Below are 25507 nucleotides of genomic sequence, written 5' to 3' on the forward strand. Positions count from 1 at the left end.
TCTATGTAACGACCTTTTTAGGGGAATCCTGATGGACTATGTAAGCGGCGGCGCCGGTTCGAATGACATTCGTGCAACTGCGGGCGGTACCATGCTGGCCGGTAACGCTGGCAGCGACGTTCTGCGCGGCGGCAAGGGCGACGATATCCTGATCGGCGGCGCGGGCGACGATGCTCTGTATGGCGGCGCCGGTGGTGACCAGTTCCGCTTCTTCGGCAACCAGATCGAAGGCGCTTCGGACACGGATCGTCTGTACGACCTCAACTTCGCTGACGGCGACACGCTCGTCTTCGGTGCATTCGGTGGCTTGTTCGAGGACGCAGCTGGCGTCAACGCATTCAACAATGGCGATGCGGCGATCATCAGCAGCTGGGATGGCCTTGCCAACGCCTTCGAAGCGGCTGGCGCACGTGCCACCTATTCGGGCAATGCAGCGCTCGACCTGCTGTTCATCACGTTCGACAACGGCGCTGGCCAGACTCAGACGCTGCGCATCAGCAACGGCTATTCGGCGTTCGTGTCCGCGCTCGACGGCGGCCCGGTTCCGGTCTGATCTTTCGATCCGATCGTATCACGATGAAAAGGGCACCGTTCGCGGTGCCCTTTTTTGTTGATCGGCGATGATTTCTGACTCGTTAAGGCAATTGGTGTAGCGGTCGCCGTTACGCCAACAGGATTCACGATGGACGTGCAGGCCGCAACCGACTCACCCAATCCGTATGCCAGCGCACAATTGCGTCGATCGCTGCGGTCCGTTCGTGCCGCGGTCGTCGCCCTCACATTCATGTGCGGGCTGGCGTATATCGCCCTCGCGATCGGGGCGATGCTGATGCTCGACATCGCCCTGCCCGGCCGTAATGGCGAAACGGTTGCGGGGCTGCTCGCCATGGCGATTGGCACGCTGGCATTGTTGATCGGCGGCTTGACGCTGCGGCAGCGTCTGCTCCGTCAGGCCGGGCGCATCCTTTCCTTCTCGATCTCGCCGGTCATCGCGGCCCATCGCTATGGAACGGGTGAATCGGGGACCAGCCTCGCGAGTGACACCCGCGACATTGACCACGTGCGCCGCGTGCTTACCGGCGGCGGAATTGCCGCGCTGGCGGATCTTGCAATCGTGCCGCTCTATCTCATCGTGCTGCTGATGCTCGGCTGGCCGATGGCGCTTACCTTGCTAATCGGCGGTACCGTTGGCGCTGCGCTGCTGCGGGTATGGAGCACGACCCTGGCCGGCAGCGTGGATGCCGCGGATCGGGCGCATGCCGAACGCGACGAACTGTTGCAAACCCATGCAGCGTCGCGGTCCTTCATTCGACAGCTGGGCATCCTGCGCCCGATGCAGGCTCGCGAGGAGGCCGCTGAACGCGCGGCGCTTGCGCCCGCCGACGCACTCGATGCCAGCCTTGGCCGCAACCGCCTTATCGTCGCCGCTCTGGCGGCCGTCGTCATCATCGCCGTCGGCACGCTCACCGTCTGGCGCGCGACGAATGACCGCGCCGGGATCGGGACGATTGCGGCAGCGCTTCTGTTGACCGGGTTTGCGCTTTGGCCATTCCGCGAGATCGCGGCGCGTCAGGCCGAACTGTTGCGCGGCCGCGCGGCGTGGGCGCGCCTGCGGACCGCGTTGGACACCCCGGTTCTGCAGGACGATGTGCTGCCCCTGCCGACACCGCGCGAAACGCTGGCCGCAGAAGCGATCGCGATCGCAGCGGCCGGCGAACGCCGCGTCGTGCTGCAAGGCGTCAGCTTCACGATGACCGCCGGCGATATCACGCTCATCGTCGGGCCATCGAACAGCGGCAAGTCGATGCTGCTCAAGGCGCTGGCCGGCCTTGCGCCCAACGCCATCGGCAATGTGCGCCTGGATGGCGCGACGCTTGGCCAGTATGGCGAAACGGGACGCTCGCGGCACATCGGCTATCTCTCGCAAAGCTGCGTTCTGTTGCCCGGCACGATCAGTCAGAATATCGCCGGCTTCAGCGACGCGGTCGAGCCGGATGCCGTGGTGAGCGCCGCGCAAACGACTGGCGCGCATGACATGATCGTCCGGTTGCCCCAAGGGTATGACACGCTTGTCGGCGGTCCCGACTGCAGCCTGCCGCAATCCGCACGGCAGCGGATCAATATCACCACCGCGTTTTACGGCGACCCGTTCCTGTTGCTGTTGGATACGCCCGACAGCTTTCAGGATCGCAACGGTCAGGCGGCATTGGGCGCGGCGTTGCAGGCGGCCCGCGCGCGTGGCGCGATTGTGCTGCTCACCGGCGAATCGCGCGCGATTATCGACGCCGCCAATCTCGTCCTGGTACTGCGCAAGGGCGGCGTGGCGGATTTCGGTCCGAAGGAAGCGGTGCGCGGGCGCATGGTGGCCCGAGAGCAGATCAAAAGCCAACCCAAGCCGGACGCCGCGATTTCAGCGGCACTCGCGGAGTAACCCATGTCGTCTCAGTCCAACGCAGTCGCCCTTCGCCCGGCTCTTGTCGAATTCGAGGATCCGCAGGCGCAGCTAAGCCGCAGCCTGCGCGTCACCTATATCGTCATCGCCGGGTTGGTGATCGGCCTGATCCTGATGGCATCGGTAATTCAGACGAGCGGCGCGGTGATCGGGGCCGGCAAGCTGTCGGTCGAATCCAGCGTCAAGCAGCTGGCGCACCCGACCGGCGGCGTCATTTCCGCGCTCTATGTCAAGGAGGGCGACCGGGTGCGCAAAGGCGACCCGATCATGCGATTCGACAGCACGGTCAGCGGGGGCAGCGCCTCAATGCTGGGCCAGTCGCTGGAGCAGCTGTTGGCTGCGCGTGCGCGGCTGACGGCCGAGCGAGATGGCGCGACCAGCATCGATTTCCCGCCCGAATTGAGGAACAATCCCTCGCCCAGTGCGGTCGCGGCGATGCAGGAGGCCACTCGCCAATTCCAGGTCCGCGCCCAGCTGCGCATGGCTGAACAGGGCGGCTTTCGCGAACGGATCGCCCAGACGGAACAGGAAATTGCGGCGACGCGGTCACAGATGGATTCGTCCCGCAAGCAAAGTGCCCTGATCGGTCCGGAACTGGATTCGGTTCGCTCGCTTTATGAGCGCAAGCTGGTCACGATCACCCGCCTCAATCAGATGGAGCGCACGGCCGCCGACCTCAACGCATCGGCAGCGTCGGCGGGTTCGAACATCGCCCGCCTGCATGCGCGCGTGGCCGAACTGCGCGTGTCGATGCTTGAATCGCAGCGCATGGCGCGGACCCAGGCGGCGCAGGAGCTGATCGCGATCACGGCGCAGCTTGGCGACCAGAAGATCCGGTCGATCGCCGCGACGGACGCCGCGGAACGATCGCTGCTGCGCGCGCCGCATTCCGGTATCGTGGAAAAGCTGGCCTACAAGACCATCGGCGGCGTGGTTCCCCCCGCCCAGACGATCGCCGAGGTGGTCCCGGATGGCGAACCATTGATCATCGAAGCGGCGATCAGCCCGAACGACATCGATCAGGTCCAGACCGATCAGTCGGCGACTGTGATGTTCACCACGCTGAACCGACAGACCACGCCGGAATTGCAGGGCACGCTCTATTACATCGCGGCCGAGCCCAAAGTGGACGAGCGGACGGGCGGGTCGTTCTTCCCCGTACGTGTCCGTGTCTCGGAAGCGGAGCTCAGCCGCGTACGCGGCGTAAAGCTGAAATCGGGCATGCCAGCCGAAGTGTTCTTTGCGACGGGCAAGCGGTCGCTGATGTCCTATCTGCTCAAGCCACTAATGGATCAGTTCAATCGCGCGTTCCGCGAGTGATTGATGCCGCATTGCAACATGGGGCGGGTTGCTCTACTCAGCAAGTAACGGGAGTCATGCGATGTCGACGGCAGATCAGGTCATGACCATCATTGCCAAGCAGTTGAAGCGCGACCCGTCGTCGGTGACACTCGACCTCGATTTGCAGGAAGCGGGCTTTGAATCGCTCGATGTGATCGAGACGGTCTTCGAGATCGAGGATCAGTGGGACATCGACATCAACTTCAACGCGAACACCGCCAGCATGGAGCAGTTCAGAACGGTGGCCGACGTGGTCCGCCTGGTGGATGAGGCAATCGCGGCCAAGGGTGCCGTTTGAGACGGGTCGCCGTTACCGGCATCGGGGCTGTTTCCGCCGCCGGGTTGACAGCATCGGAGACATGGTCGGCGGTGCGCGACGCGCGCAGCGGGATCGGGCCGCTCGATTGCGTCCGCTCGGAATACATCACGACGCGCATCGCGGCGCAGGCGCTCGATTTCGATGCCGACCTTCATCTCGGCGCGAAACGTGCCGCGCTGCTCGACCGGGTTTCGCAATTGGCCGTCGTCGCGGCGCGTGAGGCCGTCGCCCAATCGGGGCTGTCGTCCGATGGTCCCGCCCTGCGATCGGCCGCGGCGATCGTCGGGGTCGGCGTGGGCGGCCTGGTGACGCTCGATAATGCGTTTTACCGCATGTATGGCGAACGCAATCGCCGCGCGCATCCGCTCACCATTCCCAAGCTGATGTGCAATGCGGCCGCGAGCCATGTTTCCATGGATCTCGGCACGCATGGCATCACCTATGTCATCGCCAGCGCCTGCGCATCTGGCACTCACGCCATCGGGGCCGCGGCGCAACTGGTGCGGTCGGGCGCTGTAACCGTCGCTTTGACCGGGGGGGCCGAAGCCTGCGTCACGCCTGGCACCTTGTTGGGGTGGGAGGCGCTGCGCGTCCTCGCACGTGACACCTGCCGGCCTTTCTCCAGCGATCGTTCAGGCCTAGTCCTGGGCGAAGGCGCGGGCATGCTGGTGCTTGAGGATTGGGAGCATGCCGTCGCCAGAGGCGCGCCCATCCTCGGCGAAGTGCTGGGCTTTGGCGCCAGCGCGGACGCGGGGGACCTCACGTCGCCCGACGTGAATGGGGCGGCGGCGGCCATGCGCCTGGCGCTCGACGATGCCGGGCTCGCGGCGGATCGTGTCGGTTACATTAACGCGCACGGGACGGGCACATTGCTCAACGATCAGGTGGAAAGCGCGGCAATCCAGGCCGTGTTCGGATCGGGAACGCTGCCGCCGGTATCCTCGTCAAAAGGCGTGCTGGGGCACGCGTTGGGCGCAGCCGGTGCGCTGGAAGCTGTCGTGACGATCATGGCCTTGAAGGAGCAGGTCGTGCCGCCGACCGCGAATTGCGACAATCCGGACCACACGCTGGGGATCGATATGATCCCGGGGGATGCGAGGGCGGTCCAGTTCGACACGGCGCTTTCCAATTCTTTCGCTTTTGGCGGGCTGAATGCGGTAATTGCGTTAGGATGTGCATGATTGCAAAAAATGCACCGGGATGGGACTTGCGGTTGAGCAACTCGATTGCTTCTCCGCCGAACAGTTGGAAGGGGGCGACACAGCGGCCACGGCTGTTGTCGCGGTAGGGGGGGTCAATGGGTAAAAAGGTGCTGATCTCTGGCGGCGCGGGTTTCATCGGCTCGCATATGGTCGATCGCCTGTTGCGCCGGAACGACCTGGAAACATTGGTCGTCGTTGACAATTTCTGGACTGGGCTTGCCACCAACCTGGCACACATCCGCGACCCCCGGCTGAATTTGGTCACAAGCAATATCGAGGATTTCGCGACGGGCGACAAGTTCGATGAAATCATTCACTTGGCTTCGCCCGCCTCGCCGCCCTGGTATATGCGGGAGCCGATCCGGACGATCCGCGCCAATCTGGTGGGCGCGCTCAATCTGGTCGAAATGCTGGTTCCCGGCGGACGGATGAGCTTTGCCTCGACCTCGGAAGTCTATGGCGATCCGCTCGTCACCCCGCAGCCCGAATCCTATCGCGGCTTCGTCGATTGCACCGGCCCGCGCTCGTCGTACGACGAGAGCAAGCGCTGTACCGAGGCGCTGCTGTTCGAATGTCAACGCACGCGCGGTATCGAAATTCGCGTCGTTCGCCTGTTCAACGTCTATGGTCCCCGCACCCGTCCGGACGACGGTCGTGCGGTTTCTAACTTCCTGAGCCAGGCGCTGACCCATGGCGAACTGACGCTGTATGGCGAAGGCGACCAGACGCGCAGCTGGGGCTATGTCGACGATATCGTCGACGCGCTCGAGCGGTTCTTCTGGCTCGACAGCGGCATAACTTATGGCGGTCCGCTCAATGTCGGCAACGACCGCGAGATTTCGGTGGCCGAGGTCGCGAACTATATCGTCAGCCTTGTGCCCGGCGCGCGCATCAAGATGTGCCCCCCGATCCCGCAGGATCCGACCAATCGGCGCCCCGATCTTACGATCTGCCGTCAGGTGCTGCCCGGCTGGCAGGCCAATATCACCTACGAAGAGGGCGTGAAGCGCACGCTGGACTGGTTCCGCGACCAGATTCAGCATGGCGCCGAAACGGATGCGCCATCGCCGGTGCGGCTCGAGGATTAGGCGGGCCGCGCGTCCAGTTCGGCCAGCCGGGCGAGCAGCGCTGGCGGCCGTCGTGTCGCCCAATTTCCGTCCCGTACCGTGATATCGCAGTCATCGAAACGCATTCCCGCGTCGAGCGTCGCGGCAAGCGGCGCGGTCGTACGCGATCGTCGCAGCGCTGATTTCCAGAGCAGTTGCGGCCGGGCGAGCGCTGCACCTGCCAGATAGGCCGCCGCGCGCGGATCGCGCGCGCGCGCCAACAGCCGGGCCACGGTCAGCCTGTATTCCGCCTGACGCCGGGCGATGATCCGACGTGCCTCGGGCGAAGCGTCGCGCGCGATGATCGCAAACATCGCGAGATGCGATTGCGCCATTCGCAGCGGGTTTGCGCCCATCGAAGCCGGCAGTGTGCGATAGCCGGTCAGGAACGCCGGTACGCAGACGAAGCCATAAGCGCGCGCGACCTGGAGCTGGAACAGATAGTCCTCAGTCCCTTCACGTCCCGCATCGCGCAGTGCCGGATCATAGCGGACTGCGCGTGCGACGTCAGCGCGTACCAGCGGCGTGCTGCCGTTCGAAATGAAATTCCACTCGAGGTGGCGGTGAAAGACCGTTCCCTCGACTAGGGGATATGGCGATACAGGCAGTATGCGGTCGGCCGCATCGATGCGCCTATACCAGTTGTAAGCCAGCGCGCTTCCCGCAGGTGCGCGCGCCAGGGCCGCCACTTGCAGCTCGATCTTGCGGGGCGCCCAGAGGTCGTCCGCATCCAGAGGCGCAATGAACGCCCCCACCGCAGCGTCGATGCCGGCATTGCGCGCGCGCGCGACGCCGCCATTGGGCTGGCGGATCAGCATGATCCGGCTGTCGCCGCGCGCCATGTCGGCGACGATCGCCGCCGTTTCGTCCTGCGAACCGTCGTCCACCACGATCACCTGCAGATCGCGGTGACTCTGCGCACAGGCAGACGTCACCGTGCTGCGAACCCAGTTCGCTGCATTGAAAGCGGGAATAATGATCGAAACCGTGTTAATCATGATCCGGCATCAAGCAGATGTTTAGGGGGCGCTTGGTAAGAAATCGCATGGCCGGCGCAGCGGGGTTGCCGGTACAGGGAAGGGTCTTTTGCGAATAGCCTATATCTCCGTTGCGACACCGTTTTCGCGCAGGTCGTGGAGCGGCATTCCCTGGTACAGCCATCGGGAAGTGTTGCGCCGCTTTCCCGACACGCATGTGCTTGAGACGCCTTCACTGGATCGTGTCACGACCAAGGCGGCGCTGCTGGAGCGGGCAGGGTTCGCGGTGCGGCGGCGTCACGTCGTCGCGCAGCATTACAGCAAGGTAATCGACCAGCAACTCGAAAAGCTTCAGCCCGATGCGATCGTCGCAGTCGCAGCCGCGCACAAGATCGCCTACATCGATCCAAAATGGCCGATCGTCTATGCCGCGGACGCGATGTACGCGACGGTGATCGCGCACTACCGCAAATATCATGTCCTTCACCAGCGCGCCCGGATCCAGGGCGATGCCTTGCAGCGCGCGTTGCTCGAGCGCGTCGATCGCGCGCTGCTTTGTTCGCAATGGGCGGTCGATGCAGCCAGCCAGACCTACGGCCTCGACCCTGCCATGCTCCGCACGGTACCGATGGGCGCCAATCTCGATATCGATCCGGGCTTTCGTCAACCAACGATCGACGGTCCGCTGCGGCTCCTGTTCGTCGGCTATGACTGGAAGCGCAAGGGCGGGCCGGTGCTGCTGGACGTGTGGCGCGAATTGCGCGCGCGAACCGGCAATGCCGAACTGCACATCGTCGGTGCCCGCCCGCGCGCGGCGCGCGGGCTGGCAGGGGTTAAGGTCCACGGCAAGATCGATAAGTCGGATCGCGCCGGCTATGAAAAGCTGATCGGGCTGTATCGCCAATCCAACTTCATGGCGATGCCGAGCCGGGAAGAAGCGTTCGGGATCGTCTATTGCGAGGCGGCTGCTTTCGGGCGTCCGGTGATTGCCGCTCAGACCGGCGGCGTCGGGGGGGTGGTTGATGACGACCAGACCGGGCTTTTATTGCCGCTCGATGCCTCGCCCGCCGATTACGCCGACCGGATCCTGAGGCTGTGGGGCAACCGCGACCAGTATCTGGCAATGTGTCTGGCCGCCCGCCGGAAATACGAGGCCCAGCTGAACTGGTCCGCCTGGGGCGACGCGGTGGCGACCGCGCTGGCCGAAGTGGTGGAACCGCGCGCCGAGGACGGCGCGTCCGGTTAGCGCCGCGCCTGCCGCAGCGCTATATCGGATTCGGCGCGCAGCCCCCGAACGGCGGTATTCACGGCGGCGGTCGATCGAGACTGAGTGAGGATCGTGCGCGCGCGGGCACGCTGCACATCGCTCGCTTCGACGACCGGTTGCGTGAGCAGGAGCGTGTCGATCGTGACGACGCCGCCCACGACGCTGCGCAGGGTCTGTCCGGGCGCGAGGGCGGCGAGCCGGGCATTGCCGGTCGTATCCAGAGTACTGCTGTCGATCAGCACGAGCGCCCGGCGATAGGTCTGTGCGCTTCTGTCCAAGGCCTGCGCGGCCGCCGCTGCCGAGGCTGGCTCCGCAATGGCCGCAGTGGTGCTCAGCCGATCGACGACATAGCTGGCACGCCTGGCGAACCAGTGCGAATTTTCACGCATGAAGCGATCTATCGCGTCAGCGGCCGGCGGCGCAACATCGGCGGTCACGCGCCGGGCATAGGCGCGCGCCAACACGCCTTCCCGCGCTCGTCGCGTTTCGATCTGCACCGCCGGCACCCGGTCGGTCATCGCCGCCTGACCCGCGCGGGCGAGCAGCTTGCGGTCGATCACCCGCTCGAGCACTGCGGCACGCGTGGCAGGATTGGCAAGATCGACACCAGAAGCTTCGGCTTCGCTCAGCAGCTCGCGGTCGGTAATCTCGATTCCATCGACGCGCGCCGCCACTTGACCTTCCGGCGCGGCGGCGCTGCATGCCGTCAGCAGCATGAGGGCAATGGCGCTGCGTTTCATTGGCCGAGCAACGTCATGCGTGCCGGCGCGCTTGCCGCCACGACGGCGCGATTGAACCGCTCGAGCAGCGTGAACGCTGCCGCCGAATCATCGCCCAGCACGGAGAGGCGGAACAAGAGGCCGGCAGGCAGTATGCCGGCCAGATTCTCGCGCACGGTGAACAGACGCTGGTCAAGCGCCGACGCCGGGAACCGCGATCCGACGCGTGTCCAGAACAGCACTTGTTCCACGCGGTCCTCACGCCGCGCCGTCATTCGGACGGCGCGGGCATCGGCGGGGAAGGGTGCGGGCAGGCGTGCCAGCCCCTTGTCCTCGATGCTGAACCCGGCCGACCGATAGCAGCGCTCGGGCCGATGCACGGACATGCCCGGATCGTCGACGCGACCCTTGGCCATCAGCAGCATTACAGATGGCGAGCCGTCCGCCGCATACAGCCGCGTGAGCAGATCCACATAGATCCGGTCGGACAATGGCCCGGCGTCGGGCAGCACGAATCCCTTCGCCGCAATCGCCTGGAAACCCGCCACGCGCTGCGGCACCGCATCGCCAAGCGGCATCGATGCGTCGTCGGGCAGCGCGCGCGGCTGTAGCGCAAAGGCGAGTGCCGACGCACCCACCAGCACCCCGCCCAGCAGCAGGTCGCGCCGCGGCATGGGCCCGGCGGCGGCGTCGCTCATTGCCGAACCCGTCCCAGCACTTCGTCGATGGCGATTAGCGACAGCAGCGCGATGGCGAACAGCGTGACGCCCGCCAGATCATGCACCACGCCCTGGCCCCAGGCATCGCCGAACGTCACGATAACGCCGGCGATCAACAGAATGCGCAGCAGGTTCGCCAGCAGGGCGATGGGCACCGCGAACACCGCCAGTTGCAGAATCTGGCGCCAGTCGCCGCGATGCCGCAGATAGGCATAGAGCACCATGCAGATCGTCAGGGTGAACACCGTGTTCAGTCCGGCGCAGGCTTCGGCGAGCTGCAGCTCATATTGGTTGACGTAGAACATCGGCGTGGCGATCGCTGCGTCCATGCCGCCCAGGCTGAGCAGGTCGACAGCAAGCCGTCCTGTTCCGGCGATGATGCCATCGCTGATCGGCGCGACCAGCGCGAGCGGGGGAGGCGCCATGCACGCCAGCAGCGCCAGCGGGATCGCCGCGCGGGCGACGCCGGCCGTGCCATAGCGTTCGTGCACCAGCACTAGCCCGGCGGCGCAGGTCGCGATCCAGCCGAGCCAGGCGATTCCGGTGATCCGGCCCAGCAGATAGATCGCGATGACCGGCACGAGCAATGCGAGCGTCCCGGCGAGCCGCGCCTGCCGCGGCGCGGCACCCCGAAGTGAGTCCCACAACAGCCAGCATCCGCCGCCGAGGATGAACAGGAGATGCGCTCCGTTGCCGAATGTCCAGGCATCGTGCGCGACTGCGGCGAATGCCGGCGCGGCAAAGAGCAGGACGGCCAGTACGAGCGGCGCCGTGCTGGAAATGTTCGCCGGGCGTGTTAGCGATCGGGACATTGATCCAAAAGGGGATGCGGTCGGCGCCACACAGGGATCGATATTCGATTTGAGGGTATTTGCAAAGTCAGACCCGGTCTATCATGAGATGGTAAACAGAATACGCGGCCAGCCGCGTGCATGCGTACGAGGAGGCCTCCATGACGGAGCAAGCGCAATCGGCGGCGACGCCGCAAGAGTCCGGGGGCAATCGCCCTTGGCTGATCATTTCGCTCGTCGCGCTCCCGCTGATCCTGATCATGGGGTTTCTCTCGGCCCAGACCTACATTCAGGACGGCGTCCCCGTTTGGCTCGCGGATTGGCAATTTGGCCGCTTCGGTCAGTCGCTGCCGATCTTCAACATCGCGATCTTCGTTGCGGTGGCGACCCTGGTGGGAATCCTGATCGACCTGCTGGTTCGCCTGATCCGCCGCGAGGCTGATGCCGATCGCAAGACCGCATCCGTTTCGGCACAGGCTCAGGCGCACGACGCGGAAAGGCAGGAGGCGCTGTCCGCGATCCTGTCGGCGGGACGGTTCGCACGACTGCTGCGGATCGTCGGTGCCACGGTGATGGTCATGGCGGTAACGATTGCGGTCTGGGCACTGCTGCTGCCGCGCGGCGCGGAAGCCGTTGTTTTCGGGACCGCGCCAAATGCGGCGACGCGCGTCATCCAGGGGCGACCGGACGGCCGACTCATGGTGACGACCGTCAACGATGTCCTGCTGTACCGCGAAAGTGCCTTCTTCGTGCCGGTGATCGATCCAGCGGAGCCGCGCATGATTCGGCGCTTCGTCGAATTCGTGCCGGACGGCAGCTGGAACGGCAGCGCGGTGCCGCAAGTCGACATGTCGCAGCCGCTTCGCGCCTATCGTATCGCGCTGCCCGCGTTCATGCCGACACTCTATGCCGGCAATGGCTACACGCTTGCCAAACCCTATGAGGTGCTGACGAACCGGCCGATCTCGATCCAGCTGCCCTATTATATCACGGCGGTTCAACTCGCGTTGATTGCCCTCGTCTTCCTCGTCGCTGCCTGGATCCAGCACCGGCATCTCAAGCGTCTGGAAGCGAAGGAGAAAAGGCGCGTCGGGGCTCCGGCTGAAGCGGGCATTTAGGTTTACGCAGCGTCAAGCATACCGGCAAAGTCGATCTTAAACCGCAGGCGCTAGCCATGGCGCATGCTTCGCGAGAGCCTCTCCCTGCTGATGGTGCCGATTGCTGCCGCGTTGCCGTTCGCGGTGCAGGCTCGCCTCGACACGCCGCCCGCGCTGCATAGGGACGCGACCGCCGCCAACGCGTTGTTGGCGGCCGAGCGGCCTGAACTGCAAACGACGGATGCGGCGGGGAGGCGCCATCGAGTGCAGCGTTCACGCGACGGCATGTTCTATGTAACCGCGCAGATCAACGGCACGCCGATTCGGTTCCTGGTCGATACCGGCGCCAGTATCGTCATCCTGTCGAGCAAGGACGCACGCGCCGCCGGCATTTCCGCTGGCGGGATTGGCTATGACGAACATGTGCGGACGGTAGCGGGTCAGGCCCGTGTGGCGCGCGTGGCGATCGACGAACTCAAGGTCGCTGGGCGTCAACTCGACGGCGTGGAAGCGGCCATTGTCGAAGACGGCGTCGGCGTTTCGTTGCTCGGGCACAACGCCCTTGCCAAGTTCGACACGCTGTCGATCGAGGGCGATCAACTCACCCTTCGCTAAGGCGATTTCGTACGCCGATGCCCGGTCGCTTTTCGTCGACAGGCTATCGGTCAGGCGTGCGCGAGTGATCCATCGACGGTAACCGGCTTGCGCCTCCGCAGTGCGCCGCCGATGATCGCGATGCCCACGATCATGATCAGCCACGTCGCCGGCTCAGGTACCGGCGTGGTCGGTGTACCTGGATTTGTCGGCGTGCCTGGATCGCCTGGCGTCCCCGTGCCCGGGTTGCCCGTGCCTGGATCGCCCGTACCGGGATTACCCGTACCGGGATCATTGGGGTTTGTCGGCGGGTTGGCGGATGCGCCCGGCGCGCCAGCTGGACCACCGCCTGGCAAACCGGCACCGGGACCAAAGTCCGTGCTACCGCCGCCCGGGGCGGACGTGCCCGGGGCGAAGCCTGCGGGAACTGTGCCAAGATCTGTCGCAATCGACGGCGGCACTGCGCCGGTGGCGTCCGCCGTTTCGACGGGCCCGCCCAGGCCATCGTCGATCGCGCCCGGTTGCTGCGCGCCGGGCTGCTGCACGCCCGGCGTACGCGGCGTGATATTGCGGTTGCCGGCGAACGGCCGGCGAGTGCCGGGGACGAAGCCGCCGGCGCCGCCCTGCGCCGAGCCCGGAGTGATGGAAGCCAGCTCTTCCGGCGTCTGCGCGCCAGCGGCGATGATCGATGGCGGGTTGAACAATCCTGCGGTCTGGCTGAACGCCAGCGCCACCAGCGCACCCAGCAAACTGAGTACGAAGAGGATGCGCATCTGAAGGCGATGTTCGCTGGCCGAAGCGGCCATATTCTTCTCCCGTCGAAGCGTAAGCTTACCGGAAGCGTAACCGTTCAGCAAGGCGGAGCGTTCCGAAACGGGGTTAACTCGCTCACGCTTTGCTGTCGGGAAAACGCGGTCTCAACACGAGCGCGACATAGCCGATCGTCAGCACGAGGAGGACGCCACCCCATATTTCATGGCCGTGATTACCCAGTTGATTGGCGATCAGGCAGCCCAGCGCCGGCGGCAGATAAGCGATCATCCGATCGCGCAGTTCGGGCTGCGCCGACCGGATGAGGAACAGCAAAGCGACAGCGCTGAACAGTGCGACGCTCAGCCAATCGAATGCCGTGTTCACCCTGCGCTCCGGTTTTTGTCCCAATCCGTCAGTAGCTTGCGCAAATACGCCATCATTGCCGAAGCATCACGAGTCGCAACCTGCGGCGTGCGCGTGCGCCATTCCGCGATGGCGGCCTCGAACTCGTCTTGGTCGTCCACCGCGATCGCCAGACCTCGCTCGTGAAAGGCTTCGGCGATTTCCTCCTGGTGATCGTCATAATGTTCGCCGCGCGCGAAACGCCGCGGAACGGCGATGGTGCGACAACCGTTCTGCGCCGCGGTCACGAGCGATCCCGTCCCACCGTGACACACGACAAAGTCGGCGCGGCGCAGAATGTCCTTCACTTCGTCGAAGCCCAGCGACTCGACCGTTTCGATGGTGTCGGACCTTCGGCCGCCCTCGCCGCATTGTGCGATGATCCGCTCGGGCAGCAGGCCCTTGTGCTTGGCCGTCTCGACCATCTCGATCAGCCGGTCGAACGGCAGTGTCGCGCCGACCGTGGCGAACAGCAGCGGCTCCTTGGGCGGCGGCGTGTCGGGCAGCAGCTTGAGCGAGTCGAACACCAGCGCATCGCACCATGCCCGGCCGGCGGCCCGCGACTGCGAGATGCGGATATGCGCGAACGGTCCGGCGAGCCGCGCGAAGGCCGACGGGCGGTGCACCCGCGCCATCGAATCGATCAGCACAATCTTCGCGCCCAGCAGCCGCGCCCACAGCACGGTGAAGAACATCGCGCCAGCACCGGTGGTGATCACCACCTGCGGCCGCCGCCTGAACACACTGCGCGCCGACTGGAAGAAGTTGGCGAGGCCTGCCGCCGCCATCTTGAATGGCGCACCCAGTTTCGCCTGTCCCAGCGCGACATGCGCCACGAAATCGACTGCATGCGTTTTGCGCAGAGCGCGGCCGAGGGCGGTATCTTCACTCAGGAAATAATGGTCATGCTCGCTCCACAACGGCTCGAGATCGAGCAGCTGACGCACATGACCGCCGCCCGATCCCGCCAGACAGATGCGCAGCCGGCCGACCATCAGATCAGGGCCGAGCGCGCGATCAGCGGTCGCCACCAGGCATCGTGATCGAGATACCAGCGCAGCGTGCTGGCGAACCCCTGCGGGAAATCGCGCGTGGGTTCGTAGCCCAGTTCGCCGCGAATCTTCGTCTCGTCGATCGCATAGCGGCGGTCATGCCCCTTGCGGTCGGTGACGAAGGTCTTGAGGCGCTCTGTCGGCTCGCCCTTCGCCGCCGGCGCATCGGGGAAGCGCGCGGCGAGGCTCGCATCCTCGGCAAAGGCACGATCGACGGTGCGGCAGATTTCGCCGATCACCTCGAGGTTTGGCAGCTCCTGGCCGCCGCCGACATTATAGGTTTCGCCGATCCGCCCCGACTGCAGCACCAGTTCGATGCCGTGGCAATGATCCTCGACATGTAGCCAGTCGCGCACATTCATCCCATCACCATAGATCGGCAGCGCCCGCCCGTGCAGCGCGTTCAGCAGGAACAGCGGGATCAGCTTCTCGGGAAACTGGAAGGGGCCGTAATTGTTCGAACAATTGCTGGTCGTCGTCTGCAGGCCATAAGTGTGGTGATAGGCGCGGACGAGATGGTCCGACCCCGCTTTCGACGCCGAATAGGGCGAGTTGGGGGCATATTGCGTTGTCTCGGCAAAGGCTGGATCGCTGGGGCCAAGTGAGCCATAGACTTCATCGGTCGAGACATGGTGGAAACGGTGCGGCTTGCCGGTGCCGGCGTCGAGCCACACCTTGCGCCCCGCCTTCAGCATCGAATGCGTGCCGACGACATTGGTCTCGATGAACGCGTCCGGGCCGGTGATCGACCGATCGACATGGCTTTCGGCCGCGAAATGCACGATCGTGTCGATGTTGCGCTCGGCGAGCAGTTTCTCGGCAAGGTCGGTGTCGCGAATGTCGCCTTCGACCAGATCGACGCCCTCCAGTCCGTCAAGATTGGCGCGATTGCCGGCATAGGTCAGTGCGTCCAGCACGGTGATGCCGTCCTGCGGATGCCGCGCGCGCCAGTAATGGACGAAGTTCGCCCCGATGAACCCGGCGCCGCCGGTGACGAGAATTTCAGCCATGTTCGCTCAGTTCCTTAAGGGTCGTGCGCAGCGCGACGCGCCAGTGCGGTGCCTGCCAGCCGAGCCGATCCCAGCTGCTCTGTTTGTCGAGCACCGAGAAGGCCGGCCGCCGCGCAGGCGTCGGGAAATCCGTGGTCGGAATGGGGATGACCGGCACCGCGCGATCGAGCAGCCCGATCGCCAGCGCTTCTTCCTGGATCGCGACGGCGAAATCATACCAGCTGGCGACGCCGCTGTCGGTATATTGGAACGTGCCGCGCACGCCCTGTCCCCCAAGCGCCCAAAGCGCGGCGGCGAGACCATCGACGCGGGTCGGCGTGCCGATCTGGTCGGCGACGACCCGCACCTCGTCTCGCTCGCGCATCAGGCGCAGCATGGTGCGGACGAAATTGCCACCGCTGGCCCCGTAGACCCAGGCGGTGCGCACGATCAGCGCGTCGGCGCCGGCCGCCTGCTCGCCGGCCAGCTTGGTGCGGCCATAGGCGCCGAGCGGCGCGGTAGGCGCGTCGGGCGCATAGGGCACGCCGCTCCGCCCATCGAACACAAAGTCGGTCGAGACATGCACCAGTTGCGCGCCATGCCGGCGCGCTGCGCCCGCCAGCACCGCCACCGCCGTGCCATTGATCCGGAGCGCCTCGGCCTCTTCGCTCTCGGCCTTATCGACCGCGGTGTAGGCGGCGGCGTTGAACAGCAGGTCGGGCCTGGCCGCCGCGACAGCCGCATCGACCGCTGCGGCATCGCCGATATCCAGCGCGGCGCGGTCATGGCCGATCACCTGAGCGCCGGCCGGGGCGACCGCCGCCAGCGCGCGGCCGAGCTGGCCCCCGCTACCGACGATCAATGCCTTCACGCGAACCCCTCGATCTCGCGCAGCGACGTTCCGTCCTGATCCTTGGCAGAAAGCTGGAAGGTGCCGACATGGTCGGGCCATTCGATCCCGACATCGGGATCGTTCCACATCAGGCAGTGCTCGCTCGCCGCATCATACAGCGCAGTGCACTTGTAGAGGAAGTCGGTCCCGTCCTCGAGCGTCACGAACCCGTGCGCAAAGCCCGGCGGCACCCAGAACATGCGGTTGTTCGCCGCCGACAGCTCGATCCCGACCCATTTGCCGAAATGCGGCGAGGATCGCCGCAGGTCCACCGCGACATCGAACACCGCGCCGTTGGCCACGCGCACCAGCTTGCCCTGCGCATTGGGGTTCTGAAAATGCAGGCCGCGCAGCACGCCCTTTGCCGAGCGGCTGTGATTGTCCTGCACGAAGTCGAGATCGAGGCCCGCCGCCTTGAACGTCTTCGCGTTCCAGCTTTCCATGAAGAAACCGCGCTCGTCGCCGAATACGCGCGGTTCGAGGATCAGCGGGCCGGGGATGGCGGTCTCGATGACGTTCACGCGATCACCTTGCCGTCCAGCAGGCCGAGCAGATATCCACCATAGCCGCTCTTGCGCAGCGGCGCGGCGATCGCCTCGAGCCGTGCATCGTCGATAAAACCTTGTCGCCAGGCGATTTCCTCGGGGCAGCAGATCTTCAGGCCCTGCCGCTCCTCAGTAATGCGCACGAAGGTCGCCGCATCGAGCAGCGAATTGTGCGTGCCGGTGTCGAGCCACGCGAAACCGCGCCCCATCAGCTCGACCGACAGCTCACCGGCTTCGAGATACAGCCGGTTGAGATCGGTAATCTCGAGCTCGCCGCGCGGCGATGGCTTGAGGTCGCGCGCCAGTTCGACCGCCTTGCCGTCATAAAAATAGAGGCCGGTAACAGCGTAGTTCGACTTGGGCTCAGCCGGCTTCTCCTCGATCGTCTCGGCGCGGCCCTGCGCATCGAACGAGACAACGCCATAGGCCTTGGGATCGCTGACGTAATAGCCGAACACAGTCGCGCCGGATGTGCGCGCCGCCGCACTGCCCAACAGGTCGGGCAGGCCGTGGCCATAGAAGATGTTGTCGCCCAGCACGAGCGCGGACGGCCGGTCGCCGACGAAATCGGCGGCGATGTGATAGGCCTGGGCCAGGCCCGCCGCTTCGGGCTGCACGGCATAGACGAGGTCAACGCCGAAATCCGACCCGTCGCCCAGGACGCGCCGGAACGCCTCCTGATCCTGCGGCGTGGTGATGATCATAATTTCGCGAATACCCGCCATCATCAGCACCGACAGCGGATAGTAGATCATCGGCTTGTCATAGACGGGCATCAACTGTTTCGAGACGCCCTTGGTCAGGGGATACAGACGTGTGCCAGAGCCGCCTGCGAGAATAATTCCTTTTCTTGGCACGTGCATCTCCTGATGTTGCAGCGCAGCGCTAGACGAATTTGCGCTCTGTGGAAATGCCCTAGGTGTTTGATCCCAGGGTTTGATGGTGCGATCCTTTCGTTGGAATGGAAGGAAGCCGTATGGGACAGGTACGTCATGGGTGCGCCACGACCACGCACGCCGTCCGAGCAGCAATACAGCGATCGCAAGCTTCGCTCGCGACGCTGAGCCGTGAGCTGGGGATCAACCCGAAGACTGTGGCGAAGTGGCGTAAAAGGGCGACGGTCGAGGATTTAAAGACCGGGCCGAAGGCCCCTCATTCAACGACCTTGTCCCAAGCGGAGGAGGCGATGGTAGTGGCGTTCCGACGGCATACGCTGCTGCCGCTCGACGACTGCCTCTATGCGTTGCAGCCATCGATCCCTCATCTGACCCGGTCAGCGCTGCATCGTTGCCTCCAGCGGCACGGCATCTCCCGCCTGCCGGATATCGAGGGCGAAAAACCGAAGCGCCAGCGCTTCAAGCGTTATCCCATCGGCTTCTTTCACATCGATATCGCCGAGGTGCAGACCGCCGAAGGCAAACTGTACCTGTTCGTCGGCATCGACCGCACCAGCAAGTTCGCGGTCACCCAGCTGGTCGACAAGGCTGACAGGCGAACGGCTTGGGAGTTCCTCGAGCACCTGCTGAAAGCCGTACCCTACCGCATCCACACCATTCTGACGGACAATGGCATTCAGTTCGCCGAGCAGCCCCGTAACCGAAACACCGCCTGGTCCCGCCAAATGCGCTTCGACATGATCTGCGAGGCCAACGACATCGAGCACCGGCTCACCAAACCGAACCACCCATGGACCAACGGTCAGGTCGAGCGGATGAACCGGACCATCAAGGAGGCGACGGTCAAACGTTTTCACTACGAGAGCCACGACCAGCTAAGGACGCACCTCGACGACTTCATGGCCGCCTACAATTTCGCTCGCCGGCTCAAGACCCTCAGCGGCCTCACCCCCTACGAATACATTGCCAAGATCTGGACGTCTGAGCCAGACCGGTTCATCGTCGACCCGATCCACCAGATGCCGGGACTAAACACCTAGCGCCGGGATCGTCGTTAATCGTTGCGCGCTCGTAAATGCTTGAAAAGCGTCATTCGCCCAGCCCGCGTTAGGCGGGTTTTAACCAGGACGCTTCATACCGGCGCTGAGATCGGCAGGGGCGTAGGCCGCCCGCCGGATGAATGCTTTCCGGGGTAGGACGATGGACAGCTTGCAGCGGCCTGACGCTATCGCGTCGGGCTTTGAAGATGTGGGTCTGCAGCCGGGCGTTGGCGCTCATGCGCCGACGAATGCGGCCCGATCAGCCAGGCCGGTCGGCATGCTATCGACCAGCACGCTCGGCCTGACGCTTGCCGCGTGCGGCGGGGGCGGGGGCAGCGATTCCGGCGGCATCGTCACGATTGTCGCGCCGCCGACCGCGACCCCCACGCCAATCCCCACCTTCACGCCCACCGCCATTACCGACGCGCAGGCCACCCGCTTCCTCGGCCAAGCGACGATGGGTGCGAATTCCGCCGGCATCGCGGAGCTCAAGGCCCGTGGTTTCGCCGGGTGGATCGCGAACGAATTCGCCAAGCCGCGCGCGACGACGCATTGGGACTGGCTGGTGGCCAATGGTTTCCGCGACGCCGCGAACATGAACGGCACCCAGGGTTTCGACAATGTCATGTGGAGCCAGATGATCGGCGCGGGCGACCAGTTGCGCCAGCGCATTGGCATGGCGTTGCTGCAGATCCTGGTGGTCGGCGCGGACGGCATGAACCTTAAATGGCGGCAGTTCGCGATGGCCGCCTATGTCGATGTGCTGATGGACAATGCGTTCGGCAATTTCCGCACGTTGCTCGGCGGGATCGTGACCAACGCGGCGATGGCCTCGTTCCTCACCTTCCTCAACAACCGCAAGGCCAATCCGGTCACCGGCGCGATCCCCGACGAGAATTTCGCGCGTGAGGTGATGCAGCTGTTCACGATCGGCCTGCACCGACTGAACATGGACGGCACTCGCGTGCTGTCGAACGGCCATCCGGTCGAAACCTACACCGCGGCCGACGTCTCGGCGCTGGCGCGGGTGTTTACGGGCCTGACGCTCGATTCGACCGACAATTCGACGCCCGATCGCTTGCGCCGCCCGCTGGTGGTCGATGCCGGCCTGCACGAAACCGGTCCTTCCACCTTTCTGGGCGCGACCGTTCCGGCCGGCGTGAACGCCACCGAGGCGATCAGGATCGCGCTCGACACGATCTTCCTCCATCCCAATGTGCCGCCCTTCGTCTCGAAGCAGCTGATCCAGCGGCTGGTGACCAGCAATCCCTCGCCGGCTTACGTCAATCGCGTCGCGATGAAATTTGCCGATAATGGCACCGGCATCCGCGGCGACATGCAGGCGGTGATCCGCGCGATCCTGCTCGACGAGGAGGCCCGCGCCGAGCCGAGCGGCGTCATCGCGGGCAAGCTTCGCGAACCGGTGTTGCGCGTGACCGGCTGGGCGCGCGCGTTCGGCGCGACCTCGCTGTCGGGCAAATGGGACGTGGGCGACACGTCCGACGTGTCCAAGCGGCTTGGCCAGGCGATGGGGCGCGCCTCATCGGTCTTCAACTTCTTCCGCCCCGGCTATGTGCCGCCGGGCAGCGCCTTCGCCACGGCCGAACTTGTCGTGCCGGAGATGCAGATCACCAACGAGCTGAGCGTCATCGGCTATGTCAACTACATGCATTGGGTCGTGAACAACTCGACCGACCTGCGCACCAGCTATGCCGAACTGACCGGCATCGCCGATACGGGTGCGCTGATCGATCGCGTCAATCTGCTCGTCGCGGCGGGGCAAGTCGGCCACGCGACGCTGAACAAGATCCGCGTCGCCGCCGACAGCGCGAAGGATCCGCTGATCCGTATCCACACCGCCATCCTGCTGCTGATGGCCTCACCCGAATACATCACCCAGCGATGAGGGCCGCCATGAGCCAGGGACAATCCCGCCGCGCCTTCCTGCGTCGCACCGCCGCCCTGGGGATCGCCGGCGGTGCCGCGCCGTTCGTCACTCAGCTTGCAGCAATCGGCGAGGCGTCGGCGGCCGTGGCCAATGATTACAAGGCAATGGTCTGCCTCTTCATGCACGGCGGCAACGACTATGCGAACACGCTGCCGCCTTATGACGCGGCGAGCCATGCGAAGTATCTCGCGGCACGCCCGACGATCGGGCACGCCCGCACCGCGCTCGCAGGAACGGCGCTGAAGCCTCTCAATTCGCTCGGCGGGCGCGAATATGCGCTCTCGCCGGCGCTGGCGCCGCTGCTGCCGATGTTCGATGCCGGCAGGCTGGCCGTTGTGCTCAATGTCGGCACGCTCATCCGGCCGATCACCAAAGCGGAATATCAGTCGAGCGCCACGGCGGTGCCACCCAAACTGTTCAGCCACAATGATCAGCAGAGTTTCTGGCAGGCGTGCGGCGTCGAGGGGACGCCGTCGGGATGGGGCGGGCGGATCGGCGACTTGCTGCAAAGCGGCAACGGCAATGCGGCGCTGACCTGCATCAGCGCGGCCGGCAATGCGATCTATCTGTCCGGTCGCAGCGCCATTCAATATGTCGCGGGGCCGACCGGGCCGACGCCGCTGCTGTATAATGCCAAGAGCATCTATGGCTCCAACGCCACAGCCAGCGCGCTGCGCTCGATCATGAGCGAGGCACCCGCGCATCTGATCGCCGCCGAACATGCGGCGGTGTCGAAGCGCGCGCTGGATCTGTTCGATCGCGTGGATGGCGCGCTCGGCACCGTGCCGGACGCCGATTTCCCGCTGTTCCCCAGCGGCAACGGACTGGCCAACCAGCTCAAGATGGTCGCCCGGCTGATCGCCGCATCGCAGGCGCTGGGCGCGAAGCGGCAGGTCTTCTTCGTGTCGATGGGCGGGTTCGACATGCACGATGGACTGGTGAGCGACCACGCCGCGCGGATCGGGGCGGTGGCCGCTGCCATGCGCGCCTTCCACGATACGACCGCTTCGCTGGGGTTCAGCGACAAGGTCACGCTGTTCACCGCATCCGACTTCGGCCGCACGCTCACCGAAAATGGCGATGGCTCCGATCATGGCTGGGGCAGCATGCATTTCGTCGCCGGGGGGGCGGTGAAGGGCCAGCGGATCTATGGCACGCCGCCGGCGATCGGGCACAACACGCCCGACGATGTGGGGCAGGGCCGCTTACTGCCGACGATCGGCGTGGATCAATATGCCGCGACGCTGGCCAGCTGGTTCGGCGTCGGGGCCAGCGATCTGCCTACGGTGCTGCCCAATGCCGGCAACTTCTCGAACCTGGATCTTGGCTTCCTCTAATTGCAGGCGATCGCCGATCCTGGCTGGGGCGGGCAGTAGCCTTTTGAGCGGAGTTGGCTAAAGGCGTTGGCGAGACCGTGGGGAAGGGCGAGATGGATAAACAGTCGGCGCGGGCACGCGAGGTGCCGATCCTCGTCACCGGTGTTGCGGGCTTTATCGGCCATGCGGTTGCGCGCCGCCTGCTCGACCACGGCCACCGCGTTCTGGGCATCGACAGCCTCAACGCCTATTACGACCCCGCGCTCAAACAGGCCCGGCTGGCGACCCTTGCGAGCGAGGCCGACTTCAACTTTCATCGCCTCGACATTGCCGATGCGCCGGCGTTGGCGCGGCTGGTGCAGGAACATGGGGCGCAATGCGTCGTCCACCTGGCTGCGCAGGCGGGCGTGCGGCACAGCATCGACCACCCGTTCGCCTATGAACGCTCCAATCTGGCCGGGCACCTGTCGGTGCTGGAGGCGTGCCGCCACGCGGCGACGGTCCGGCACCTCGTCTATGCGTCCTCAAGCTCGGTCTATGGCGATCGCCCGCTGAACGACGGCGGCTTCCGTGAGGATGATCCCGTCAACGCGCCGGTCTCGCTTTATGCGGCGACGAAACGCTCGTGCGAGCTGATGAGCGAATGCTATGCCTCGCTCTACAAGCTGCCGCAGACAGGCCTGCGCTTCTTCACCGTCTATGGTCCGTGGGGCCGCCCGGACATGGCGCCTTGGCTGTTCACTTCGGCGATCCTCGATGGTCGCCCGATCGATGTCTTTAACGGCGGCAGGATGCGCCGCGACTTCACCTATATCGACGACATCGTCAGCGGCGTAGTCGCGGCGATCGACCGGCCGCCCGTCGACGATGGCGAGGCGAAGCCGGGCGGCAGCCGGCATGCGCACGCGATCTACAACATCGGCAACAGCAAGCCAGAGCGGCTCGACGACTTCATCGCCGCGATCGAGCAGGCCTGCGGCAAGCAGGCGGTGCGTCAGGATCGGCCGATGCAGCCCGGTGACGTGCCGACGACCTTTGCCGATATCAGCGCGATCCGTCGCGACCTCGGCTATGCGCCGACCACGCCGATCGGCCAAGGCATCCCGAAATTCGTCCGCTGGTATCGGCGCCACGTGGCGGGTGCTTAGACGAACGATAGTTGTAGCGAAGTAATCAAATCTTGGGGTTTTCGTTCGACAAGGCCAGCTTCAACAGGGTGGAAGCCATGGCTGCAACGAACCGCAAACGGAGCGAACAGGTCAGCGACCCGTCGCCCCTCGATTTCTCGGAGCTGACGATACCCGGCAACATGGCGACGCCGCACGTGCTGCAGCGCCTGCTGATCGAGCGGCTGGGCGAAACGAGCGGGGTGGAATTTCCCCTGCAACCTTCTTTGGTCCCGTTCGTAGAGCAGGCCGTCGAGGCGGTGTCGCGACTCGGCGGGCTCGCGCTATTCGGCGCTGCGTTCATTACTGTGGTGCTTATGCTGATCTGACCGCTGAGATGAACCAGCGCGCCGCCAGACGCAGTCGAGTCTGGGACGAAAGGCACCGAATCTGTGCCAGGCTGCGACCGTTAAACGGAATTTAACAGTAGTTTGATCCCGTCATCGGTTGTATATGTTGCAGCGCACCATAAAACTGTCATATGTCGCGAACGTAGTGGAAGGGGGGCTGGATGACCGTCCACAAAGCTCTGCCGGAGGCCGAAATCAAGTCGCCGCGTTCTCTGGTTCTTGCGAGTACCATGTCGAAGGCGTCTCTGCGGGCGATGTTCCGCATCGAGCTCGTGCTGATCGACGTGCTGATGTTCGCGGCGGTCATGCTGTTCCTAAAGGAAGTGGCGCCCCGGGTCGGGATCCATTTCGATCTAGCCACTGCGTTCGCCGTGCTGCCGATCTATATCGTCTTGGCCTTCAACTGGGGTGCCTATTCGGCGCCGGCGCTTGAACGCACGATCGAGAGCATACGGCGCTCGCTTACCGCGCTGGTGATCGCACAGATCAGCGTCGTCGCGATCCTGTTCTTTATCAAGACGGCGGACGATACTTCGCGCCTGTCGTTCGGCGTCAGTGCGCTGTCGATAGTCGGGGCATTCACCTTGTCGCGCGCGGCGTTCGGGCTGCGGGTGCGCCGCCGGTCGGGCGGTCGGCTGTGGAACGAGCTGTTAATGATCGACGGTGTGCTGCTGAAGCGCATGCCCCGCAATACGCAGGTCGTTCGCACCAGCCAGCTTCAGCTGGAACCCGATCTGCACAACCCCGACATGCTCCATCGCTTCGGCCTGATCGCGCAACAGTTCGACCGCGTGCTGATCGCCAGTGCGCCCGAACGGCACGGCGAATGGGCGATTATGCTCAAGGGGGCGGACGTCGATGGCGAAATCATCATCGAGCAGTCTAACAAGCTCGGCGCAATCGGCCTCAGCCATTTCGACGGCTATGACACGCTGCAGATCTCGCGTAAGCCCCTGAACCTGCGGGCCCGGTTCCAGAAGCGCGCGCTCGACCTTGCCGTCGCGATCCCCTTGCTAATCGCGCTGCTGCCGCTGCTCGCAGTCGTCGCACTGGCGATCAAGCTGGACAGCCGCGGACCCGTCCTGTTCAAGCAGGCGCGCGTCGGCCGCGGCAATCGCCTGTTCCAGATCCTGAAGTTCCGCAGCATGTGCGTCGAGCAGCTCGACGCCACCGGTGCGCGCTCGGCATCGCGTGACGATGATCGCGTCACCCGTGTCGGCCGTTTCATCCGCGCCACCAGCCTGGACGAGCTGCCGCAGCTGTTCAACGTGCTGCTGGGCGATATGAGCCTGGTCGGCCCGCGCCCGCATGCGCTCGGTTCGCTCGCCGGCGAACGCAAGTTCTGGGAAGTCGACCGCACCTATTGGCAGCGCCATCAGCTCAAGCCCGGCATCACCGGCTTGGCGCAGATTCGCGGGTTCCGCGGGGCGACGCATGAACCGTCCGACCTCACGTCGCGGCTTCAGGCCGACATGGAATATATCCAGGGCTGGGATATCTGGCGCGACGTCAGCATCCTGATGAATACCTTCCGCGTGATCGTTCACCGCAACGCCTATTGAGACTGCGCTCGC

General features: G+C 64.9%; 26 protein-coding genes. 15 read left to right on the forward strand and 11 right to left on the reverse strand.

Annotated elements, in window-relative coordinates; all coding sequences use genetic code 11:
• The first annotated feature begins 31 nt into the window (after positions 1-31).
• The 6 genes from BFL28_RS17280 (at position 32) to BFL28_RS17305 (ending at position 6402) form a co-directional block, all read left to right on the forward strand.
• Complete coding sequence (locus tag BFL28_RS17280; protein ID WP_069321752.1) at positions 32-553, forward strand: calcium-binding protein; 522 nt, start codon at positions 32-34, stop codon at positions 551-553.
• A 129-nt stretch (positions 554-682) separates the two neighbouring features.
• Entirely contained in the window at positions 683-2431 is a 1749-nt protein-coding gene (locus BFL28_RS17285) for an ATP-binding cassette domain-containing protein (protein WP_069321753.1), read from the forward strand.
• Between the two features lie 3 nt (positions 2432-2434).
• The gene (locus tag BFL28_RS17290) at positions 2435-3772 is read left to right on the forward strand and encodes an HlyD family type I secretion periplasmic adaptor subunit (protein ID WP_069321754.1); all 1338 of its coding nucleotides are present in this window, start codon (positions 2435-2437) and stop codon (positions 3770-3772) included.
• A gap of 61 nt (positions 3773-3833) precedes the next feature.
• Positions 3834-4091, forward strand: a complete 258-nt coding sequence (locus BFL28_RS17295) for an acyl carrier protein (RefSeq protein WP_069321755.1) — start codon at positions 3834-3836, stop codon at positions 4089-4091.
• Positions 4088-5293 (forward strand): beta-ketoacyl-[acyl-carrier-protein] synthase family protein, encoded by a 1206-nt coding sequence (locus BFL28_RS17300; RefSeq protein ID WP_069321756.1) that lies wholly within the window; start codon positions 4088-4090, stop codon positions 5291-5293. The genes BFL28_RS17295 and BFL28_RS17300 overlap by 4 nt, the downstream gene beginning before the upstream one ends.
• A 116-nt stretch (positions 5294-5409) precedes the next feature.
• Entirely contained in the window at positions 5410-6402 is a 993-nt protein-coding gene (locus tag BFL28_RS17305) for an NAD-dependent epimerase/dehydratase family protein (protein WP_069321757.1), read from the forward strand.
• Here BFL28_RS17305 and BFL28_RS17310 read toward each other — a convergent pair.
• Positions 6399-7418 carry a glycosyltransferase family 2 protein gene (locus BFL28_RS17310; protein WP_069321758.1) on the reverse strand — a complete coding sequence of 340 codons (1020 nt, stop codon included), beginning with the start codon at positions 7416-7418 and terminating at the stop codon, positions 6399-6401. The two genes, BFL28_RS17305 and BFL28_RS17310, sit on opposite strands and share 4 nt — an antisense overlap.
• Before the next feature lie 88 nt (positions 7419-7506).
• On the opposite strand from BFL28_RS17310, the gene BFL28_RS17315 reads away from it, so the two are divergent.
• A complete protein-coding gene (locus tag BFL28_RS17315; RefSeq protein ID WP_069321759.1) occupies positions 7507-8643 on the forward strand; it encodes a glycosyltransferase family 4 protein in 1137 nt (378 codons plus the stop codon).
• On the opposite strand, the gene BFL28_RS17320 is transcribed toward BFL28_RS17315, so the two are convergent.
• From BFL28_RS17320 to BFL28_RS17330, 3 genes are read right to left on the reverse strand one after another with little or no spacing between them, the layout of a single operon-like run.
• Positions 8640-9404, reverse strand: a complete 765-nt coding sequence (locus BFL28_RS17320; protein ID WP_069321760.1) for a hypothetical protein — start codon at positions 9402-9404, stop codon at positions 8640-8642. The genes BFL28_RS17315 and BFL28_RS17320 overlap by 4 nt on opposite strands.
• Positions 9401-10081, reverse strand: a complete 681-nt coding sequence (locus BFL28_RS17325; protein WP_069321761.1) for an exosortase C-terminal domain/associated protein EpsI — start codon at positions 10079-10081, stop codon at positions 9401-9403. Before BFL28_RS17325 ends, BFL28_RS17320 begins: the two co-directional genes overlap by 4 nt.
• On the reverse strand, positions 10078-10914 hold the full coding sequence (locus BFL28_RS17330) for an exosortase/archaeosortase family protein (RefSeq protein ID WP_069321762.1): 837 nt from the start codon (positions 10912-10914) through the stop codon (positions 10078-10080). The genes BFL28_RS17325 and BFL28_RS17330 overlap by 4 nt, the downstream gene beginning before the upstream one ends.
• A gap of 140 nt (positions 10915-11054) precedes the next feature.
• Here BFL28_RS17330 and BFL28_RS17335 point away from each other — a divergent pair, with 140 nt between their 5' ends.
• Positions 11055-12011 (forward strand): hypothetical protein, encoded by a 957-nt coding sequence (locus tag BFL28_RS17335; RefSeq protein ID WP_131818684.1) that lies wholly within the window; start codon positions 11055-11057, stop codon positions 12009-12011.
• Positions 12012-12074: 63 nt separating this feature from the next.
• Positions 12075-12605 carry a retropepsin-like aspartic protease family protein gene (locus BFL28_RS17340; protein ID WP_069321764.1) on the forward strand — a complete coding sequence of 177 codons (531 nt, stop codon included), beginning with the start codon at positions 12075-12077 and terminating at the stop codon, positions 12603-12605.
• Between the two features lie 50 nt (positions 12606-12655).
• Here BFL28_RS17340 and BFL28_RS17345 read toward each other — a convergent pair whose 3' ends face one another.
• The 7 genes from BFL28_RS17345 to rfbA form a co-directional block, all read right to left on the reverse strand.
• A complete protein-coding gene (locus BFL28_RS17345) occupies positions 12656-13390 on the reverse strand; it encodes a PEPxxWA-CTERM sorting domain-containing protein (RefSeq protein ID WP_069321765.1) in 735 nt (244 codons plus the stop codon).
• 82 nt (positions 13391-13472) lie between these two features.
• The gene (locus BFL28_RS17350; protein WP_069321766.1) at positions 13473-13721 is read right to left on the reverse strand and encodes an XrtV sorting system accessory protein; all 249 of its coding nucleotides are present in this window, start codon (positions 13719-13721) and stop codon (positions 13473-13475) included.
• Positions 13718-14770, reverse strand: coding sequence for a beta-1,4-glucuronosyltransferase WelK (welK, locus tag BFL28_RS17355; RefSeq protein WP_241527380.1), 1053 nt, complete (start codon positions 14768-14770; stop codon positions 13718-13720). Before welK ends, BFL28_RS17350 begins: the two co-directional genes overlap by 4 nt.
• The gene (gene rfbB, locus BFL28_RS17360) at positions 14734-15801 is read right to left on the reverse strand and encodes a dTDP-glucose 4,6-dehydratase (RefSeq protein ID WP_069321767.1); all 1068 of its coding nucleotides are present in this window, start codon (positions 15799-15801) and stop codon (positions 14734-14736) included. The genes welK and rfbB overlap by 37 nt, the downstream gene beginning before the upstream one ends.
• The gene (rfbD, locus tag BFL28_RS17365) at positions 15794-16651 is read right to left on the reverse strand and encodes a dTDP-4-dehydrorhamnose reductase (RefSeq protein ID WP_069321768.1); all 858 of its coding nucleotides are present in this window, start codon (positions 16649-16651) and stop codon (positions 15794-15796) included. The genes rfbB and rfbD overlap by 8 nt, the downstream gene beginning before the upstream one ends.
• Positions 16648-17193 carry a dTDP-4-dehydrorhamnose 3,5-epimerase gene (rfbC, locus tag BFL28_RS17370; RefSeq protein ID WP_069321769.1) on the reverse strand — a complete coding sequence of 182 codons (546 nt, stop codon included), beginning with the start codon at positions 17191-17193 and terminating at the stop codon, positions 16648-16650. Before rfbC ends, rfbD begins: the two co-directional genes overlap by 4 nt.
• On the reverse strand, positions 17190-18080 hold the full coding sequence (rfbA, locus tag BFL28_RS17375) for a glucose-1-phosphate thymidylyltransferase RfbA (RefSeq protein WP_069321770.1): 891 nt from the start codon (positions 18078-18080) through the stop codon (positions 17190-17192). The genes rfbC and rfbA overlap by 4 nt, the downstream gene beginning before the upstream one ends.
• 113 nt (positions 18081-18193) lie before the next feature.
• On the opposite strand from rfbA, the gene BFL28_RS17380 reads away from it, so the two are divergent.
• From BFL28_RS17380 to BFL28_RS17405, 6 genes are all read left to right on the forward strand, one after another.
• Positions 18194-19153, forward strand: coding sequence for an IS481 family transposase (locus BFL28_RS17380; protein ID WP_069321816.1), 960 nt, complete (start codon positions 18194-18196; stop codon positions 19151-19153).
• A 277-nt stretch (positions 19154-19430) separates the two neighbouring features.
• Positions 19431-21059, forward strand: a complete 1629-nt coding sequence (locus tag BFL28_RS17385; protein WP_241527381.1) for a DUF1800 domain-containing protein — start codon at positions 19431-19433, stop codon at positions 21057-21059.
• Positions 21060-21067: 8 nt separating this feature from the next.
• A complete protein-coding gene (locus BFL28_RS17390; protein ID WP_069321772.1) occupies positions 21068-22438 on the forward strand; it encodes a DUF1501 domain-containing protein in 1371 nt (456 codons plus the stop codon).
• Between the two features lie 122 nt (positions 22439-22560).
• A complete protein-coding gene (locus tag BFL28_RS17395; protein ID WP_069321817.1) occupies positions 22561-23565 on the forward strand; it encodes an NAD-dependent epimerase/dehydratase family protein in 1005 nt (334 codons plus the stop codon).
• A gap of 32 nt (positions 23566-23597) precedes the next feature.
• Positions 23598-23912, forward strand: coding sequence for a hypothetical protein (locus tag BFL28_RS17400; RefSeq protein ID WP_069321773.1), 315 nt, complete (start codon positions 23598-23600; stop codon positions 23910-23912).
• Between the two features lie 275 nt (positions 23913-24187).
• On the forward strand, positions 24188-25495 hold the full coding sequence (locus tag BFL28_RS17405) for an exopolysaccharide biosynthesis polyprenyl glycosylphosphotransferase (protein ID WP_241527382.1): 1308 nt from the start codon (positions 24188-24190) through the stop codon (positions 25493-25495).
• Positions 25496-25507: the final 12 nt, after the last annotated feature.

This window comes from Sphingomonas turrisvirgatae (assembly GCF_001721295.1).
GTDB classification, from domain to species: Bacteria; Pseudomonadota; Alphaproteobacteria; order Sphingomonadales; family Sphingomonadaceae; genus Sphingomonas; species Sphingomonas turrisvirgatae.

Bases quoted from the DNA above. Each gene is read 5' to 3' on its own strand.
- BFL28_RS17340 (WP_069321764.1), top strand. From the start codon at position 12,075: ATGCTTCGCGAGAGCCTCTCCCTGCTGATGGTGCCGATTGCTGCCGCG.
- BFL28_RS17320 (WP_069321760.1), bottom strand. From the start codon at position 9,404: ATGAAACGCAGCGCCATTGCCCTCATGCTGCTGACGGCATGCAGCGCC.
- rfbB (WP_069321767.1), bottom strand. From the start codon at position 15,801: ATGGCTGAAATTCTCGTCACCGGCGGCGCCGGGTTCATCGGGGCGAAC.
- BFL28_RS17305 (WP_069321757.1), top strand. From the start codon at position 5,410: ATGGGTAAAAAGGTGCTGATCTCTGGCGGCGCGGGTTTCATCGGCTCG.
- BFL28_RS17385 (WP_241527381.1), top strand. From the start codon at position 19,431: ATGCTATCGACCAGCACGCTCGGCCTGACGCTTGCCGCGTGCGGCGGG.
- BFL28_RS17380 (WP_069321816.1), top strand. From the start codon at position 18,194: ATGGGACAGGTACGTCATGGGTGCGCCACGACCACGCACGCCGTCCGA.
- rfbA (WP_069321770.1), bottom strand. From the start codon at position 18,080: ATGCACGTGCCAAGAAAAGGAATTATTCTCGCAGGCGGCTCTGGCACA.
- BFL28_RS17285 (WP_069321753.1), top strand. From the start codon at position 683: ATGGACGTGCAGGCCGCAACCGACTCACCCAATCCGTATGCCAGCGCA.
- BFL28_RS17330 (WP_069321762.1), bottom strand. From the start codon at position 10,914: ATGTCCCGATCGCTAACACGCCCGGCGAACATTTCCAGCACGGCGCCG.
- BFL28_RS17405 (WP_241527382.1), top strand. From the start codon at position 24,188: ATGTTCCGCATCGAGCTCGTGCTGATCGACGTGCTGATGTTCGCGGCG.
- BFL28_RS17290 (WP_069321754.1), top strand. From the start codon at position 2,435: ATGTCGTCTCAGTCCAACGCAGTCGCCCTTCGCCCGGCTCTTGTCGAA.
- BFL28_RS17345 (WP_069321765.1), bottom strand. From the start codon at position 13,390: ATGGCCGCTTCGGCCAGCGAACATCGCCTTCAGATGCGCATCCTCTTC.
- BFL28_RS17310 (WP_069321758.1), bottom strand. From the start codon at position 7,418: ATGATTAACACGGTTTCGATCATTATTCCCGCTTTCAATGCAGCGAAC.
- BFL28_RS17295 (WP_069321755.1), top strand. From the start codon at position 3,834: ATGTCGACGGCAGATCAGGTCATGACCATCATTGCCAAGCAGTTGAAG.
- BFL28_RS17325 (WP_069321761.1), bottom strand. From the start codon at position 10,081: ATGAGCGACGCCGCCGCCGGGCCCATGCCGCGGCGCGACCTGCTGCTG.
- BFL28_RS17280 (WP_069321752.1), top strand. From the start codon at position 32: ATGGACTATGTAAGCGGCGGCGCCGGTTCGAATGACATTCGTGCAACT.
- BFL28_RS17335 (WP_131818684.1), top strand. From the start codon at position 11,055: ATGACGGAGCAAGCGCAATCGGCGGCGACGCCGCAAGAGTCCGGGGGC.
- BFL28_RS17390 (WP_069321772.1), top strand. From the start codon at position 21,068: ATGAGCCAGGGACAATCCCGCCGCGCCTTCCTGCGTCGCACCGCCGCC.